Below are 13072 nucleotides of genomic sequence, written 5' to 3' on the forward strand. Positions count from 1 at the left end.
AAGCGCGGCCGGGCTTGAAGCCGGCCGCCGCAGCGACCATCTCCTGATCGTCGGCCATCGGCCGATCTCCCACATCGACAGGAGAAGGCCTCATGAAGACGCGCAAGCTGGGTCCGAACGGTCCCGAGGTTTCAGCCATCGGCCTGGGCTGCATGGGCATGAGCGCCTTCTACGGCGGCTCCGACGAGGCCCAATCGATTTCCGTCATCCACCGCGCGCTCGATCTGGGGATCACCCTGTTCGACACCGCCGAGATGTACGGCCCCCACACCAACGAAGTTCTGGTCGGCAAGGCGCTGAAAGACCGGCGCGATCAGGCCTTCATCGCCACCAAGTTCGGCATCAACTACAATGCCGACCGCACCAAACTGATGACCGACGGCAGCCCCGCCAATGTGCGCCGCGCCATCGAGGGCAGTCTGCAACGCCTCGGCGTCGATCACGTCGATCTCTACTATCTGCACCGCGTCGATCCGGACACGCCCATCGAGGAGACGGTCGGCGCGATGGCCGAACTGGTCCAGGAGGGCAAGGTCCGCTTCCTGGGCCTGTCCGAGGCCTCGCCTGAGACCTTGCGCAAGGCCCATGCGACCCATCCGATCACGGCGCTTCAGACCGAGTATTCACTGTGGACGCGCGATCCCGAGGACGAATTGTTCGCGGTCGTGCGCGAATTGGGCATCGGTTTCGTGCCCTACAGCCCGCTGGGCCGCGGCTTCCTGTCGGGCGACATCACCTCGATCGATGATTTGGACGCCGATGATTTCCGTCGCACCAATCCGCGCTTCATGGGCGACAACTTCCAGAAAAACCTGGATCTGGTCGAGGCGGTGAAGACCATCGCCGCCGACAAGGGCGTCACCGCCGCCCAACTGGCCCTGGCTTGGGTCCTGGCGCAGGGCGAGGATCTGGTTCCGATCCCCGGCACCCGTCGCATCACCACCCTGGAGCAGAATGCGGCGGCTGCGGATGTGGCCCTGACGCCCGAGGATTTGGCTCGGATCGAGGCGGTCTTCCCCAAGGGCGCCGCGACGGGGCATCGCTACGCCGAGGCGGCGCGAGCGGCCCTGAACCGCTAAGGCCGAGGCGGACATGAAAAAGGCCCGGTCGGATCGCTCCGGCCGGGCCTTTCGTCTGTCTGGCGCGTCGATCCTACTGGATGCGGGTCCAGGTCTGGGTCTTGCACAGGGGGGCAACGACGCAGCCGCGCAGGTTCAGGCTGTTGTCCCCGGTCATGGTGATGGTGCCGCGATAGGTGCGGCCGTCCGCCGGGTTGTAGACCGATCCGTTGCGCCATTCCGTCGGGCCGCCGGTGAAGCCGGTCAGCATGGGCAGATTGCGCAGGGTGCGGCTGCGCTGGGCGGCGTCGCGATTGTTCTGGTCGCGCGCATTGGCGTCGGCGCGGATATGATCCGAAGTCACCAGCGTCCCGCACAGGGCCTGACCGCAGCGCGCAATCCGCACCTGGCCGCCGTTGGTGGGCGTCTGCCACAGGCCGGTCGGATCGCCAGCCAGGGCCGGGGAGGCGAGGGCGGCCGCCAGCGTGGCGGCGGCCAGCATGATCTTGATCTTCATAGTCGTTCCCTTTCGTCGGGTCGGTTGACCGCCCGTTGAAGGCGACGTTGATCCCGGTTTCAGTTGAAAACAAGGCTGAAACAGCGGGTATCGCCAACGAAAACCGGACCTTAAGTCAACTTTGGCCGTCAACCAGCGTCAGCCATTCGTCCTCGGTCAAAACTTGGACGCCATGCTTCTCGGCGTCCTTGAGCTTTGATCCCGCGCCAGGGCCGGCGACCAGATAGTCGGTCTTCTTCGACACCGAGCCCGAGACCTTGGCGCCCAGGCCTTCGGCGCGGGCCTTGGCTTCGTCGCGGGTGAAGCGTTCGAGGGCGCCGGTGAAGACGACGGTCTTGCCGGCGACCGGGGTGTCGGACTTGGGCCGTTCGGCGTCGATGATCTCGGTCATCTCGGCCTCAAGGGCAGTGACGACTTCCAGATTGTGCGGCTCGTGGCAGAAGTGGGCCAGCGCCAGGGCGGCGACGGGGCCGACGCCGGTGACGCCAGCGATCTGGTTCAGCATTTCGGACGGGCCTTCCTCGCGCGCCACGCGGGCCAGTTCGACCAGGCCGGACCAATCGTCGGTCATCGTCGCCAGCGAGCGGCGGGCGGGGGCGGCCATGCCGGGGAAGGCCTGGCTGATCTTCATGTCCATTGTCGCCTCGGGCCAGGGATCGGCGGCGGGGGGCCTCGCCTCGGCCATCAGGGTCAGGACGCGGGGCGATATGGCGTGGGCGGCGGCGAGGGCGGTCCAGGCGTCGGACGGCACGCCGGAAGCGGCCTGGAGGCAGGCGGTCTTCAGCGCGTGCCAGCTCTCGAAGGCGCGGGCCAGGACGATGGAGGTCTGTTCGCCGATGTCGCGTATGCCCAGGCCGAACAGGAAGCGGTCCAGCGCGATGACGCGGCGGGCGTCGATGCCGGCGACCAAGTTTCGGATGCTGGTCTCGCCATAGCCGTCGTCCTTCTCCAGTTCCTTCAGCCGTGCCTCGTCCCGCGCCAGGCGGAAGATGTCGGCGGGCTCCTTGATCCAGCCGCGCGCGTTGAAGGCGACCAGCTGTTTCTCGCCCAGGCCTTCGATGTCGAAGGCGCGGCGGCCGACGAAATGTTTGAGCCGTTCCACGATTTGCGCGTCGCAGATCAGGCCGCCGGTGCAGCGGCGCTTGACCTCGTCGCCCTCGCGCACCGCCTCGGAGCCGCAGACCGGGCATTTGTCGGGGAAGACATAGGGGGCGGCGTCGGCGGGACGCAGGTCGGGGACGACGCCCAGGATCTGGGGGATGACGTCGCCGGCGCGTTGCAGGCGCACCGTGTCGCCGATGCGGACGTCCAGACGTTCGATCTCGTCTTCATTGTGCAGGGTGGCGTTACGCACCACTACGCCGCCGACTGTGACGGGGTGGAGCCGGGCGACGGGGGTCAGGGAGCCGGTGCGGCCGACCTGGATGTCGATGCCTTCCAGCACCGTGGTCGCCTGTTGAGCCGGGAACTTGTGGGCGATGGCCCAGCGGGGGCTGCGGGCGACGAAGCCCAGGCGGCGTTGCCAGTCGATGCGATCGACCTTGTAGACCACGCCGTCGATGTCATAGCCCAGGGTCGCGCGGTCGCGTTCCAGTTCGCGATAGACCGCGATCAGCCCCTCGGCGCCCTCGACCCGGCGCGAGCGGGCGTTGACCGGGAAGCCCCAGGCCTTGAGCTTTTGCAGGGCCTGCCACTGGGTCTCGGCGAAGTCGGTGGAGTGTTCGCCCCAGGCGTAGGCGAAGAATTTCAGCGGGCGTTTGCCCGTGATTCGGGCGTCCTTCTGGCGAAGGGAGCCGGCGGCGAAGTTGCGGGGGTTGGCGTAGGTGCGGCGGCCCTCCGCCTCGGCGGCGGCGTTGAAGGCGGCGAAGGCGTCGTTGGGGGCGTAGACCTCGCCCCGGACTTCGATCCGGTCGGGCCAGACGTCGCCGGCTAGGCTCTGTTGGACATCGGCGATAGTGTTCAGATTGTCGGTGACATTCTCACCGGTGCGACCGTCGCCGCGCGTGGCGCCGATGGTCAGCCGGCCGTCCACATAGAGCAGATTAGCGGACAGGCCGTCGATCTTGGGCTCGGCGACGAAAGCGATGGGTTCGTCGGCCGGCAGTTTCAGGAAGCGCGCGATGCGGGCCACGAAGTCGCGCACCTCGCCCTCGTCGAAGGCGTTGTCCAGCGATAGCATGGGCACGCCGTGGCGGACCTCGGCGAACTGGCTGGAGGCGACGGCGCCGACCTTGTGCGATGGCGAATCCGGGCGGATCAGGTCGGGGAAGGCGGTCTCGATCTCCAGGTTCCACGCGCGCAGGGCGTCATAGTCGGCGTCGGAAATCTCGGGCGTCGCCTCGTTGTAGAGGGCGTCGTGGCGCGCCATCTCGGCAGCCAGCCAGGCCAGGGCCTCGGCTGCCGTTTCAGGCGTCAGGTCGTCAACGGGGATTTCGAGAGGAATCGCGGGGGCCATGTCCGCCGTCATATCATCTGTCGCGGCGGCCGTGCATCGCGCAAAGCCGATGATGACAGAACCGTAGGCTGACGGCCCGATCTGTGGGCGCTAGGGTCCGGGTTCTGTGTTGGAGCCTGTATGAATCGTTCGACCCTTTGCCTTGTCCTGACCGGCGCCGCCCTGGTCATAGGCGGCTGCACCGCTGTTCCCGTTGGCCCGACTTCTGTCGCGCCCGCGCCCATCGCGGCGGGGCCGAGCCAACTGCTGGAGGATGTTCGCATGCTCTCGACGGACGACATGCAGGGGCGGGACACCGGATCGCCGGGCGGCGAGCGCGCCCGCGCCTATATCGTGGCCCGGCTGGAGGCCATCGGCGTGCAGGCGCCGCCGTTCGGGCGCTTGCAACCGTTCGAGGCGTCCGGCCGCACGCGCGAAGGCGTCAAGACGTTCAGCGGCGTCAATATCGTCGGCCTGATCCCCGGACGGCGCGCCGCCGACCGCTACATCGTCGTGACGGCGCACTACGACCATGTCGGGGTCAATGACGGCCAGATTTTCCATGGCGCGGACGACAACGCTTCGGGCGTGGCGACCCTGCTGGAACTGGCCGCGCGGCTGAAGGCCCAGCCGCCGGAGCACAGCGTGCTGATCGTGGCGCTGGACGGGGAGGAGCGTGGCCTGTTGGGCGCACGCGAGTTCGTCAAGGCGCCGCCGGTGCCGCTGTCCTCGATCAGTCTGAATCTGAACTTCGACATGACGGCGCGGGCGGAGACCGACGGCCATCTATGGGTCACAGGTACATATCAGCATCCCAATCTGCGGCCCATTCTGGAGGGCGTGCAGCCGAATGGGGTGGTATCGTTCGTCTTCGGCAAGGATACGCCGCAGGATACGGGCGAGAACAACTGGGTCGAGGCGTCCGACCATGCCGCCTTCCACGCGGCGGGCGTGCCGTTTCTCTACATGGGCGTGGACTATCACCCCGATTATCACCGCCCCAGCGACACGTTTGAGCGAATCACGCCGTCGGTCTTCACCAGCGCGACCGAGATCGCCATCGCCGGCTTCCGCGCCTTGGATCAGGCACTGGATCAATGAGCCGCCGTCTTGGAGCGATCGTCGTCATGGGCGTGCTGGCCCTCAGCGCCTGCGAGCGTCGCGAGGCGGCCGCGCCGCCGCCTGAAACCGCACGGTTCAGCCATCGACTGAGCGCCGACATCTCGGGCGACTATCGCCCCGTCGGCGAGGGGAGCAGCCAGGTGGCGTCGCTGTTCGTCGGTCAGGCGGCGGCGTTCACGGCCTGGGAGGCGGGACGAGGCGACGCGGCGCCGCTGATACTGTCGCTGACCGGACCGCAAGGGCCGATGCGGGTGACGACCGACGCCTATGCGATCACCGACGACACGGTGCAGATGACGGGCTCGGCGCCGGGCGGCGGCGTCGTGCGCCTGCAGGGGCGGATCGACCAGGGGGCGCTGGCGACGGCGCGGCGCAATCTCGGCGACCAGACGCCCGTCATCACCGGAACGGTTTCGGTGGACGGGCAGCGCACGCCTTTCACCCTGAGTTGGTGGGGCGGCGACTGATCAGAGGATGGCGCGGACGGCCAGATAGACCCCGGTCGCGATCAGGATCCAAAGAAGCACGCTGAGGCCGGCGATAAAGCCGACAGACCGGAGGCCGGACCAGCGCGGTTCGGAGTCATTGGGGTGAGGTTCGCTGGATCGAGAAGATTTCTTGGTCACAATCAACTTATGGTAGCACGCTCGCAGATGGTCAATGTTCATGCGGCAGTGGGCGCATTGAGGTTGATAATTTCACAACCCTAAGGAATAGTGATCCTGAGAGGGCGGATGAATGTCGACAGTGGAGGCTGCCGAGCGTCAGGTTGAACCTGCGCGTCGCATCGCGGTACGGCGTGGAGTCGATGACGCCTGGTTGATCCGCCTGCTGGATGTGGTCTTGTCGCTCTGCGCTTTGGTGTTCCTGCTGCCTCTGTTGGTGCTGACCGCCCTGGCGGTGAGGGCGCAGGATGGGGGACCAGCGATGTTCCGCCAGCAAAGGATCGGGCGCGGCGGGCAGGTGTTCGACTGCCTGAAGTTCCGGTCCATGAGCATTGACGCCGAGGCCAGTCTGCCAGCACTCGTGAACGCGGAATGGCAAACGGCGCGCAAGTTTCGACGTGATGCGCGGGTCACCCGCCTCGGCCGCGTCTTGCGGCTTTCCAGCCTGGATGAACTGCCGCAGCTGTTGAACGTGCTGAGGGGCGAGATGTCGTTGGTCGGACCGCGCCCGATCGTGATGGACGAGGCGACGCTGTATGGGCGACGGCTGGCCGACTATTGCGCCGTTCGGCCGGGCCTGACGGGGTTGTGGCAGGTGTCCGGCCGCAACAACGTACACTACCCGCGTCGGGTGGCAATGGATGTCTGGCTGGTCAGGAACCGGACGGTGCGTGTCTATCTGACGATCCTGGCGCGCACGATCCCTGCGGTGTTGAGCCGCAAGGGCGTCTATTAGGGCAGGCGTTCCTCGAAACCGTCATCCGTGCCGATGATGGCCAGGTCGGCAAGGTCCAGGAACAGGCCGTGTTCGACCACACCGGTGATCAGCTTCAGATCGTCCGCCAAACGAACCGGATCATGGATGGCCTTGCAGCCGGCGTCGTAGATCAGATTGCCGCCGTCGGTGCGGACCAGGCCGCGATCCGCCTGGCGCACGCGGGCCGGCTGGTTGATGTCGTGATCGATCAGCACGTCGGCGATGCGGTTCGCCGTGGTCTTGTGACCGAAGGCGACGACTTCGATGGGTAGGGGGAAGGTTCCCAACACCGGCACCACCTTGGCCGCGTCGGCGATGACGATGCAGCGGGCCGAGGCCTCCCACACCAGTTTCTCGCGCAGCAAGGCCGCGCCGCCGCCCTTGATCAGGGCCAGGCCGGGGCCGACCTCGTCGGCGCCGTCCACGGTCAGGTCGATGCGGGGCGTGTCTTCCAATGTGGACAGGGTCAAGCCAAGCTCGCGCGCCAGATCGGCGGTCTTTTCCGAGGTCGGGACGCAGCGCAGCCCAGACAGGCCGCGCGCCGCCAGCGCCTTGACGAACCAGGCGGCCGTGGACCCGGTCCCTAGCCCCACCACCATGCCGGCCTCGACGTGGGCGGCGGCGGCTTCGCCGGCGAGGCGTTTCTGATCTTCTGCGCTCATGCGTGGTCCATAAGCTGTCAGCTATGGTGCGTGAAGAGGCATTGGGACTTGGCCCAGACTGCGTCCGTGCTATTCGCTGTTTTCGACCAGACTGAGGATTCTTGATCATGCGCCAGGACAATGCGCTCGAAGTCGCGCTCGCCACAGCATTGGCGGATCCCGCTCGGCAAGGCGGATTTGAGACGGCGTTTCTGGCGGCAGAGCTTTATGTCTGCCCAACGGGAGGCGCCCCGGCGCCGCATCTCATTCCCGGCTTCGATGTGCCGTTGCGATTGGACGGCGTAGTTCTGAAAAGCGGACAGAAGGCGACGGCGGTATTCAGTCGTCCCGAATTCGCCACTCCCGTATTCGGAGAGCCTGCCAGCATGATCATGCGCGGCCGACACCTGCTGGAAGGCTTCAGTGACGGGTATGTGGTGCTGAATCCAGGTCAGACTCAGGGCCTGGTGCTTACACCCGAAGACATGAGCGCAATCCTGGTTGCGGCCGGCGATGCTCAACCGTTCACCGATTCCGCCGATGTCGTTTTGACCAATCCTGATCCTGAACCTCATCTCTTGGTCGCAAGGCTGAAGATCGCTCTGGATGATGACGCGATCAAGGCTGCATGGTTGGCTCGATCTGCTAACCGTGGAACGGGTGTTCAGGGATGGCGACTGGAGGTTCGTGCAGATATTGATGCAGCCACAGTTCGCGAACGCGTTCAGGCGGCGGTCGAGGGTCTCGATTTTGGAGGCGAACCGCTGGATCTGTTGGTTGCGCCGCCAATCGGTGCAGATGGCGTCGGCTTGAAGGTGATCTGACTACCGGACAGATTCAGGATTTCTGCCTCTTGGCTTTGGCCTCTACGCGGAAGGCAGCGGCCGCTTCGGGTTTGACGGTCTGGCGGGCGCGGCCGAAGGCCATGGCGTCGGTGGGCACGTCCTCGGTGATGACGGAGCCTGAGGCGATCAGGGCGCCGTCGCCGATGACGACGGGGGCGACCAGGCTAGAGTTTGAACCGACGAAGGCGCCGGCCCCCACCTCTGTCCGGGCCTTGTTGAAGCCGTCGTAGTTACAGAAGATGGTCCCGGCGCCGATGTTGGCGCCCGCGCCGACCGATCCGTCGCCCAGATAGGCCAGATGGTTGGCCTTGGCGCCCTCGGCCATCTTGACGTTCTTGACCTCGACGAAATTGCCGACTTTGACGCCTGTCGCCAGGTCCGCGCCGGGGCGCAGCCGGGCGTAGGGGCCGACCTCGGCGCCGGAGGCGACATGGGCGCCCTCGATGTGGCTGAAGCTGCGGATGCGGGCGCCGCCCTCGATCACCGCGCCGGGGCCGACGACGACGAAGGGTTCGATCACGGTCCCGCCGCCGACCTGGGTGTCCCAGGCGAAGTGGACGGTGTCCGGTGCTGCCATCGTGACGCCGGCCGCGAGGAAGGCGTCGCGCTGGACGCTCTGGAACAGGGCCTCGGCTTGGGCCAGTTCGGCCTGGGAGTTGACGCCCATGACGGCGTTCTCGGCGGCGAAGACGGCGCGGGTCGGATGGCCGCCCTTGCGCGCCAGTTCGACCACGTCGGTCAGATAATACTCGCCCTTGGCGTTTGTATTGGTCACATCGGCAAGCAACGAGAACAGCAGGGCGGCAGGCGCCGCCATGACGCCGGAGTTGCAGGCAGTGATGGCGAGCACGTCAGCCGACGCTTCCTTGGCCTCGGTGATGGCGATCAGGGTCTCGCCGTCGAGGATCAGACGGCCATAGGCGCCGGGATCGCGGGCTTCGAAGCCGATCACGGTCACGCCATCCGCATTGAACACCGGCTCGATGTCGGCGGCCTTCAGCAGGGGCACGTCGCCGTACGTGACGACAACCTCGCCGTCGAAACCGGCCAGCGCCTGTTCGGCGGCGCGGACGGCGTGGCCGGTGCCCAGCGGCGGGTCCTGGACGGCAATGGCGGCCTCGCCCAGGCGTTTGACCACATGGGCACGGACCTCGGGCGAGTGGGTGCCGACGACGACGACGATCCGTTCGCAGCCCAGCCCTTCGGCCGCGTCGATGGCGTGGTCCAGCATGGCGCGATGGGCGACCGGGTGCAGCACCTTGGGCAGGGGCGACTTCATCCGCGTGCCTTGGCCGGCGGCAAGAATGATGGCGGCGCGGGGGCGCGTCTGGCTGGTCATGAATCGTCTCGCGGTCTAGTCGTCCTGCGATCTAGCCCATCATGCGGGCCAGCGGGAGATGTGGATGACCGATCGCGACCTGGAAGGCTGGACCATCGCCTTCGATCTGGATGGGACGCTGGTCGATTCCGCGCCGGATCTGATCGGAACCCTGAACCGGTTGCTGGTCGAGGAGGGTTTGCCGCCCGTGCCGATGGAATCCGCCTCGACCCTGATCGGGTCTGGCGCGCGGGCGCTGCTGGCGCACGGCTTCGAGGCCGCCGGGGCATCGGTCGAGCGGGCGCAATCGGACGAACTGTTCGAGCGGTTTCTGGTCGATTACGCCGACCACATCGCCGACGGGTCGCAGCCGTTCGAGGGTGTGGTCGAGACGCTGGAGCGGCTGACAGAACGCGGGGCCATACTCGTTGTGGCGACCAACAAACGGTCGGACCTGTCGGAGCTTCTGCTGGAGAAGCTGGACCTGACCCGGCATTTCGCCGCCATCGTCGGGCCGGATCGGGTCAGCGCGCGCAAGCCTTCGGGGGCGCATCTGAAGGAGGCAGTCGTCAAGGGTGGTGGCGATCCCGAACGCGCCATCATGGTCGGGGATGCGGCGCCGGACGCGGATGCGGCTAAGGATGCAGGCATGCCGTGCATCCTCGTCACCTTCGGCTTCACGCCCGTGCCGGTCGAGGAGCTGGGGGCCGACGTGCTGATCGACGATTTCGAGGACGTCGAAGAGGCCATCGACGGCATACTGTTAGACTTCTACGTCATGAAGGCGCTGAAATTCTGAGGGGCGCCGACAGGAAATCTGACGGCTGAATAATCGCCGGCGCGGTTGCGGATCGACATGGCGATGGACAGATTGGCGCACCCCTGTTGAAAGCAACTCCATGCTCGCCCGATTTTTCAAGATCCCGCTTTGGCAGCGCACCGCCGCCGGCTTCATTCTGGGCATCATCGCCGGGCTGATCTTGCGTGAGCGGGCCGAGGTTTGGCTGCAGCCGATCGGCGACGTCTATCTGAACCTGATCCGCATGGTGGTGGCGCCTCTGGTGCTGTTCACCATCGCCAGTTCGATCGCAAAGCTGGGCGAGGGGACGGGCGCCGTGCGGCTGGGCGTGCGGACTATTGTCTGGTTCGCGATCACCTCGCTGCTGGCCGTGCTGGTCGGATTCGCGTTCGGACACATCATCAATCCGGGCGTCGGCCTCGCCAACCTGCCGCTGGGCGAAGTGCGTGAGCGGGTGATCCCGACACCGCTGGAAGTTTTGATCGGCGTCGTGCCGACCAATCCGTTCGCGGCCCTGGCCGAGGGCAAGGTGCTGCAGATCATCTTCTTCTCGGCCCTTGTCGGCATGGCGCTGGTGGCGCTGGGCGACCGGGCTCAAGGCGTGCGTCGGCTGGTGGACGAGGGCGCTGCCGTCATCTTCCGCATCACCCGCTGGGTGATCCAGCTGACGCCCATCGGCGTGTTCGGCCTGATCGGATCGGTCGTCGGCGGTTACGGCTGGGAGGCGCTGCTGCCGCTGCTGAAGTTCATTCTCGCTATCTACGCGGCCTGCCTGTTCCACATCCTGATCGTCTATTCGGGCCTGCTGAAGCTTCACGGGTTGAAGGTCACCAGCTTCTTCCGCGGCGCCTTCGCGGCGCAGCAGACGGCGTTTGCGACCTCGTCCTCACTGGGCACCCTGCCGATCACCCTTCGCCAGACGGTCGAACGGCTGGGCGTGCCCCAGGCCTATGCAGCCTTCGCCGTGCCCCTAGGAGCGAACGTGAAGATGGACGGTTGCGGCGCCATCTATCCGGCCATCGCCTCGATCTTCATCGCCCAGTATTTCAAGATCGACCTGACGCTGACCCAGTATGTCCTGATCGGCCTGACGGCGGTGCTGGGCTCGCTGGGGACGGCGGGCGTGCCGGGCACCAGTATCGTCATGCTGACCCTGACCCTGTCCACCGCCGGCCTGCCCCTGGAAGGCATCGGCTATATTGTCGCCATCGACCGGATCATCGACATGATGCGCACCGCGACCAATGTCACCGGCCAGATGCTGGTCCCGGTGCTGGTGGCAAAGGAGGAGGGCATCCTCAACGAGGACATCTACAACGGTCACGTCGCCTGGCTGCCAGGCGACCCGGAAACCGACACGCCCGAAGGCGTTCGGGCAGCCGGAATCTGAAACGGACCCTTGCGCAGGGATGGCGAGCGGGCTATGTCGCCGCCTCCGCAAGGCAAGGACGCGTAGCTCAGCGGGAGAGCACCTCGTTCACACCGAGGGGGTCACAGGTTCAATCCCTGTCGCGTCCACCATCTTCTCCCATTTTGAACCTAGCCTTGCGTCGCCCAGTCTTGCGGCCATTGGCCTGTGACCGAGCGATAGGCCAGGGCGAAGGCGCCGATCAAGCCGGCTGATGCGCCGGCGCTCGGAGCCGCGACATAGGCTTCCATGTCGAGATTGCGGATGCTGGCGTCATAGCCGCCCAACTGCCGTGTCAGCGCCTGCCGAACCAAGTCATACATATGCGGCTGCATCACGCCGCCGCCGATGATGATTCGCTCCGGTCGCAGCGTGTAGGTCAGGTTGGTGCAGAGGCCGGCGATGTATTCGGCCGCCATCGCCCAGGCGGGATGGTCTGTTGCAAAGGTCTCGGCCGGTGCGCCCCAGCGGACGTGGAGGGCAGGGCCGCTGGTCAGGCCTTCCAAGCAGTCGCCGTGGAAGGGGCAGGCGCCCGCGAATGTCTCGTCGCCCTTTGCGCGGGGCAGGCGAATATGACCGGCTTCGGGATGGTTCGCCCCGCCATGAGGCGCGCCCTCTATCATCACGCCGACACCCACGCCGGTCCCGATCGTGACGTAGCAGAAGCTTTCCAGCCCTTGTCCGCTGCCAAACAGGCGTTCGCCGATGGCCGAGCCGTTCACGTCGGTGTCCAGTGTCATCGGCACATCCAGCGTGCGCCGCAGATGGGCGAGCAGATTGACGTTGCTCCAGCCGTGCTTGGGCGTCGTGGTGATCGCGCCGTAATCGGCCGCATCGGGGCGCAGGGAAAGAGGACCGAAGCTGCCGATCGCCAACGCCGCCAGCTTGCCGTGGCGCGCCTGGGCCTCGACGAAGAAGGCGGAGACGGCGTCCAATGTCTCGTCAGGCGTGGTGGTGGCGATTCGGATCTGGTCGATGATCCTGCCGCTGGCGTCCGCGACGCCGCAGATGAATTTGGTGCCGCCGGCCTCGACGCCGCCGAGCAGGACGGGATGGGTCATTTTTGATCCCCTGTTGGGTGCGACGAAGGTTCGCGAGACTGAACGCGGAATGCCGTCAGGCGTTTATCGGCCATGACACTTCTTGCTCGCATATTGATCACGCTGGACGCCACGACGAAGATTCTGACCCGCAAGGAACGGCTGCTCTGACGAGCAATCCGTGCGCGGCAGGATTTGGCGATTGCGTTGAACGCGATGCATCGCCACCTTCGCCGTCAGACTAGGACACAAGACGAGGACGCCAATGGCCCGCAAACCCAACTACAGCTTCGAACGCCAGGAACGCGAGCGCGCAGCGGCCATCAAGGCAGCCGAGAAGGCGGCGGCCAAGGCCGAACGCAAGGCCGAAACCGCGACTGAAAAGGCGCCGCCCGCCGAAGACTGACGTTTTGCGGCAAAATCCATCCGTCTTTTCGTTGTTTGGATAGGCGCAAAGCCCTATTCTTG

13 protein-coding genes and 1 tRNA gene are annotated in these 13072 nt (G+C 66.0%); 9 read left to right on the forward strand and 5 right to left on the reverse strand.

Annotation, left to right across the window (positions count from 1 at the left end):
* The first annotated feature begins 92 nt into the window (after nucleotides 1-92).
* Nucleotides 93-1079, forward strand: a complete 987-nt coding sequence (locus tag WC597_RS05155; RefSeq protein WP_372692201.1) for an aldo/keto reductase — start codon at nucleotides 93-95, stop codon at nucleotides 1077-1079.
* Nucleotides 1080-1152: 73 nt separating this feature from the next.
* Here WC597_RS05155 and WC597_RS05160 read toward each other — a convergent pair whose 3' ends face one another.
* Together WC597_RS05160 and ligA are read right to left on the reverse strand one after the other, a co-directional pair.
* On the reverse strand, nucleotides 1153-1575 hold the full coding sequence (locus WC597_RS05160) for a DUF2147 domain-containing protein (RefSeq protein ID WP_372692202.1): 423 nt from the start codon (nucleotides 1573-1575) through the stop codon (nucleotides 1153-1155).
* A 115-nt stretch (nucleotides 1576-1690) separates the two neighbouring features.
* Nucleotides 1691-4030 carry an NAD-dependent DNA ligase LigA gene (gene ligA, locus WC597_RS05165; protein ID WP_372692203.1) on the reverse strand — a complete coding sequence of 780 codons (2340 nt, stop codon included), beginning with the start codon at nucleotides 4028-4030 and terminating at the stop codon, nucleotides 1691-1693.
* A 120-nt stretch (nucleotides 4031-4150) separates the two neighbouring features.
* Between ligA and WC597_RS05170 the strand changes: the two genes are divergently transcribed.
* The 3 genes from WC597_RS05170 (at nucleotide 4151) to WC597_RS05180 (ending at nucleotide 6532) form a co-directional block, all read left to right on the forward strand.
* On the forward strand, nucleotides 4151-5110 hold the full coding sequence (locus tag WC597_RS05170; RefSeq protein WP_372692205.1) for a M28 family peptidase: 960 nt from the start codon (nucleotides 4151-4153) through the stop codon (nucleotides 5108-5110).
* Complete coding sequence (locus tag WC597_RS05175; protein ID WP_372692207.1) at nucleotides 5107-5598, forward strand: hypothetical protein; 492 nt, start codon at nucleotides 5107-5109, stop codon at nucleotides 5596-5598. Before WC597_RS05170 ends, WC597_RS05175 begins: the two co-directional genes overlap by 4 nt.
* A gap of 271 nt (nucleotides 5599-5869) precedes the next feature.
* Nucleotides 5870-6532: a sugar transferase gene (locus tag WC597_RS05180; protein ID WP_372692208.1), complete on the forward strand. Its 663-nt coding sequence runs from the start codon at nucleotides 5870-5872 to the stop codon at nucleotides 6530-6532.
* Here the strand turns inward: WC597_RS05180 and rpiA are convergent.
* The gene (rpiA, locus tag WC597_RS05185; protein ID WP_372692209.1) at nucleotides 6529-7215 is read right to left on the reverse strand and encodes a ribose-5-phosphate isomerase RpiA; all 687 of its coding nucleotides are present in this window, start codon (nucleotides 7213-7215) and stop codon (nucleotides 6529-6531) included. The genes WC597_RS05180 and rpiA overlap by 4 nt on opposite strands.
* Before the next feature lie 107 nt (nucleotides 7216-7322).
* Here rpiA and WC597_RS05190 point away from each other — a divergent pair, with 107 nt between their 5' ends.
* Entirely contained in the window at nucleotides 7323-8018 is a 696-nt protein-coding gene (locus WC597_RS05190) for an SseB family protein (protein WP_372692210.1), read from the forward strand.
* Between the two features lie 13 nt (nucleotides 8019-8031).
* Here the strand turns inward: WC597_RS05190 and glmU are convergent, their stop codons facing one another.
* Nucleotides 8032-9378, reverse strand: coding sequence for a bifunctional UDP-N-acetylglucosamine diphosphorylase/glucosamine-1-phosphate N-acetyltransferase GlmU (gene glmU, locus WC597_RS05195; RefSeq protein WP_372692211.1), 1347 nt, complete (start codon nucleotides 9376-9378; stop codon nucleotides 8032-8034).
* A 58-nt stretch (nucleotides 9379-9436) separates the two neighbouring features.
* On the opposite strand from glmU, the gene WC597_RS05200 reads away from it, so the two are divergent.
* The 3 genes from WC597_RS05200 to WC597_RS05210 all read left to right on the forward strand — a co-directional run bounded on the left by WC597_RS05200 (nucleotide 9437) and on the right by WC597_RS05210 (nucleotide 11677).
* Entirely contained in the window at nucleotides 9437-10156 is a 720-nt protein-coding gene (locus WC597_RS05200; RefSeq protein ID WP_372692212.1) for an HAD-IA family hydrolase, read from the forward strand.
* 100 nt (nucleotides 10157-10256) lie between these two features.
* Nucleotides 10257-11546 carry a dicarboxylate/amino acid:cation symporter gene (locus tag WC597_RS05205; protein WP_372692213.1) on the forward strand — a complete coding sequence of 430 codons (1290 nt, stop codon included), beginning with the start codon at nucleotides 10257-10259 and terminating at the stop codon, nucleotides 11544-11546.
* A 56-nt stretch (nucleotides 11547-11602) separates the two neighbouring features.
* Nucleotides 11603-11677 (forward strand) — tRNA-Val (locus tag WC597_RS05210).
* A gap of 18 nt (nucleotides 11678-11695) precedes the next feature.
* On the opposite strand, the gene WC597_RS05215 is transcribed toward WC597_RS05210, so the two are convergent.
* Complete coding sequence (locus tag WC597_RS05215; RefSeq protein WP_372692214.1) at nucleotides 11696-12625, reverse strand: ROK family protein; 930 nt, start codon at nucleotides 12623-12625, stop codon at nucleotides 11696-11698.
* A 244-nt stretch (nucleotides 12626-12869) separates the two neighbouring features.
* Here WC597_RS05215 and WC597_RS05220 point away from each other — a divergent pair, with 244 nt between their 5' ends.
* Nucleotides 12870-13010 (forward strand): hypothetical protein, encoded by a 141-nt coding sequence (locus WC597_RS05220; RefSeq protein WP_201304447.1) that lies wholly within the window; start codon nucleotides 12870-12872, stop codon nucleotides 13008-13010.
* Nucleotides 13011-13072: the final 62 nt, after the last annotated feature.

This window comes from Brevundimonas sp. (assembly GCF_041648115.1).
Classification (GTDB): Bacteria; Pseudomonadota; Alphaproteobacteria; order Caulobacterales; family Caulobacteraceae; genus Brevundimonas.